This is a genomic window from Dactylosporangium sp. NPDC050588 (assembly GCF_040654975.1).
In the GTDB taxonomy this organism is placed as follows: domain Bacteria; phylum Actinomycetota; class Actinomycetes; order Mycobacteriales; family Micromonosporaceae; genus Dactylosporangium; species Dactylosporangium maewongense.
In genome coordinates, this window is record NZ_JBFAJA010000196.1 from 1 (window position 1) to 3,874 (window position 3,874).

General features: G+C 72.7%; 2 protein-coding genes. One reads left to right on the plus strand and one right to left on the minus strand.

Translation table 11 applies throughout. The features are described 5' to 3' along the window. On the minus strand, positions 1-3,758 hold a 3,758-nt coding region (locus tag AB0I21_RS57115), incomplete at its 3' end, for an amino acid adenylation domain-containing protein (RefSeq protein WP_360574404.1). On the opposite strand from AB0I21_RS57115, the gene AB0I21_RS57120 reads away from it, so the two are divergent. Beyond that, on the plus strand, positions 3,646-3,874 hold a 229-nt coding region (locus tag AB0I21_RS57120), incomplete at its 3' end, for a hypothetical protein (RefSeq protein ID WP_360574405.1). The genes AB0I21_RS57115 and AB0I21_RS57120 overlap by 113 nt on opposite strands.

A 3,874-nucleotide genomic window follows, 5' to 3' on the forward strand; every position in this document is an offset into this window, starting at 1 on the left:
CGGTCCAGCTTGCCGTTCGCCGTCAACGGCAGGCCCGCCAGCGCAACGAACGCCGACGGCACCATGTAGTCCGGCAGCCGGTCCGCCACGTACTCACGCAGACCGTCGACCTCGCCCACGACGTAGGCGACGAGCCGCTTCTCACCCGCCGTATCCTGACGGGCGATCACCGCAACCTGGGCGACCTGCCGGTGCCCGGCGAGAACGGCCTCGATCTCACCCGGCTCCACCCGGAAGCCGCGGATTTTCACCTGCTCGTCCGCACGGCCAACGAAGGACAGCAGACCCTCACCCGACCACGACACGACGTCACCCGTGCGGTACATCCGAGCACCACCGGCCCGGTCGAACGGGTCCGCGACGAACCGCTCACCCGACAACCCCGGCTGCCCCACATACCCGCGCGCCAAGCCGGCACCGGCGACGTACAGCTCACCGGCCACCCCCACCGGCACCGGCTGGAGACGCTCGTCCAGGACGTAGGCATGGGTACCGGAGATCGGGGCACCGATCGGGACACCCGCCGCGTCCTGCGGCCGGACCGCGTGCACCGCGGAGAAGGTGGTGTTCTCGGTGGGCCCGTAACCGTTGGACAGCCGGAGTTCAGGGTTCGCCGCAAGCACCGTCTGGCAGGTGGCCGGCGACAGGACGTCACCACCCGCGAGGAGATGCCGGACCGGAGCGAGGACCGACACGTCCGCGGCGACGACCTGGTCGAACCAGCCGGCCGTCATCCACAGCGTCCCGACCTGGTGCTCGGCCAGGAACCCGCCCAACTCCGCCGTCGACATCGCGCCAGACGGCGCAACCGCGAGGGTCGCGCCGTTGAGCAACGCACCCCAGACCTCGAACGTCGCCGCGTCGAACGACGCCGACGCCAGATGCGCCACCACATCCCCGACACCGACCTCGAAGAAGCTCGCGTCGCGGACCAACCGGACCACAGCCCGGTGCGGCACGACAACACCCTTCGGGGTGCCCGTCGAACCCGACGTGTACATGACATAGGCGGCATTGCCGCCACTCACTGCCGGCAGCTCCGCCACAGCGTCCGCCACCGCCGACACCATCCGACGCTCGTCCAGGGCGATCGACCGGAACCGGCCCGAAGGCAGCTCGTCGAGGACATCCTCCAAACCGAGCAGCACCGCGGCGCGGGCGTCGGCGAGCATCAACCGGATCCGCTCCACCGGCAGCTCAGGATCAACAGGTAGGTACGCACCGCCGGCCTTCACGACCGCCAGCAACGCCACGATCAGGTCCGCGCCGCGGGGCAGGCACACGCCAACCACCGACTCAGGACCGACGCCGGCACCGCGAAGGTACGCGGCCAGACGGTTCGACCGCTCATGCAGCTCGGCGTAGGACAGTGCCACATCACCGGCCAGCGCCACCGCGTCCGGGGTCGCCATGGCCTGGGCCGCGAACAGGTCCGCCAGAGACACGTCCGGAGTGCGGACCGTCAAGTCGTTCCACCCGTACACCACCTGCTCACGCTCGACGGAGTCCAGGACGTCCACAGTGGACACGGCCGCGGACGGGTCCGACAGGACGGCCTCAAGGACCCGGACCCACCAGCGGGCGATCGACGCGACCGTCCCCGCCTCGAACAGGTCGACGGAGCCGGTCAGCATGCCCCACATGCCGGCGGCGGTGCCGTCGGTGTCGAACGTCTCGACCACGTTCCAGTCGAGGTCGAACTTCGCGACGGTCATCTCGGCAGCGGCCGCCGAGTCGCCGGCGTGGACGCCGGGCAGGTCGAGGGCCGCTTCGGTGTTGTTCTGGACGGTCAGCATGACCTGGAAGAGCGGGTGCCGGGCGAGCGACCGGACCGGCGACAGCTCCTCCACCAGCCGCTCGAACGGCACGTCCTGATGCTCGAACCCGGCCAGAGACGCCTCCCGCACCCGGCCGAGCAACTCCGCGAACGTCGGATCCCCGGACACGTCCGTCCGCATGACGAGCGTGTTGACGAAGTAGCCCACGAGATCGTCCAGGGCCTGGTCGGTCCGGCCGGCGACCGCGGCACCGATCGGGACGTCCGTCCCGGCACCGAGCTTCGACAGCAGCACCCCGAGGCCGGCCTGCAGCAGCATGAACACGGTGACGCCCTGGGCGCGGGCGAGGTCGAGGAGCCGGGCGTGCAGGTCGGCCGGCAGGTGGACGGGCACGACGTGCCCGCGGTGGGTGGCGACGGCGGGGCGGCGCCGGTCGGCGGGGAGGGTCAGCTCCTCGGGCAGGTCGGCGAGGGCCTGCCGCCAGTAGGTCACCTGCCGCGAGATGACGCTGTGCGGGTCGTCCTCGGACCCGAGGAACTCGCGCTGCCAGAGGGCGTAGTCGGCGTACTGCACCGGCAGCGGCTCCCACGCGGGGGCCTGCCCGGCGAGGCGGGCCTGGTATGCCGTCGACAGGTCGGCGGCGAGGGGCCCCATCGACCAGCCGTCGCCGGCGATGTGGTGCATGACGACGACGAGGGTCCGCTCGCCGGTGCCGTCGGCGAACAGCCACGCGCGGATCGGGACGTCCGCGGCGAGGTCGAACGCGTGCTGTGCGGCCGCTTCGACGGTCGCCGCGAGGTCGGCGGGCGGCACGTCGGCGAGCTGGAGCTGCCAGTCGAGGTCCGCCAGCGGGATCACCCGCTGAAAGGGGCGCCCGTCGACGGCCGGGAAGACGGTGCGGAGCACTTCGTGCCGGCCGAGGACGTCGCGGAGCGCGGCGCCGAGCGCGGCCGCGTCGACGTCGCCGGAGAGCGCGAGGACCATCGGGACGTTGTGGGTGGCGCTGGGGCCTTCGAGCTGCCGGAGGAACCAGAGCCGCTGCTGGGCGAACGACAGCGGGACGCGTTCGGGCCGCTCCCACGGCACGAGCGCCGACCGGGCCGCTCCGGCGCCGGACAGCCGCTCGGCGAGCCCGGCCGGGGTCGGGACCTCGAACAGGGTGCGGATGGACAGGTCGATGTCGAGGGCGGCGCGGACGCGGCTGATCAGGCGGACGGCGAGGAGCGAGTGGCCGCCGAGGGCGAAGAAGTCGTCGTCGACCCCGACGGCGTCGACGTCGAGGACCTCGGCGAACGCCTGGCAGAGTGCTTCTTCGCGGGCGTTGGCCGGGGCGCGCCGCGAGCCGGTGGCCGTGACGTCAGGTGCGGGCAGGGCCTTGCGGTCGAGCTTGCCGTTGACGGTCAGCGGCAGCGCGTCGAGGACGACGAACGCGGACGGCACCATGTACTCCGGCAGTCGCGTCGCCGCGAACTCCCGCAACTGCCCGGCCGACCCGACGACGTAGGCGACGAGCTGCTGGCCGTCGCGGACCGTCACCGCGACCTGGTCGACGTCGGGGTGGGCGGCGAGGACCGCCTCGATCTCGCCGGGCTCGATCCGGAACCCGCGGATCTTCACCTGCTCGTCGGCGCGGCCGACGTAGACGAGGTTCCCGTCCACGGTCCACCGCACCATGTCACCGGTCCGGTACAGCCGGCCGGACCCGAACGGGTTCGCCACGAACCGCTCCGCCGTCAGCCCGGCCCGGCCGGCGTATCCGCGCGCCAGACCGGCACCCGCCACGTACAGCTCGCCGGCGACGCCAGCCGGGACGGGCTGGAGGTGAACGTCGAGCACGTAGGCCCGGGCGTTGAGGATCGGCCCGCCGATGGTCGGCACGTCACCGGCCGTAAGCGGCGCGGACATCGACGCGCACACCGTCGTCTCGGTCGGGCCGTACGCGTTCACGAACCGGCGGCCCGGCGCCCACCGGGCGACCAGGTCGGCGCTGAGCGCCTCGCCCGCCGACACGACCGTCGACACCGACGCCAGGTCGGCCGGGATCCCGGGCTCGGTCCCTGCGGCGCCGCTGCCCACCGCCGACGCCGGCACCGCCG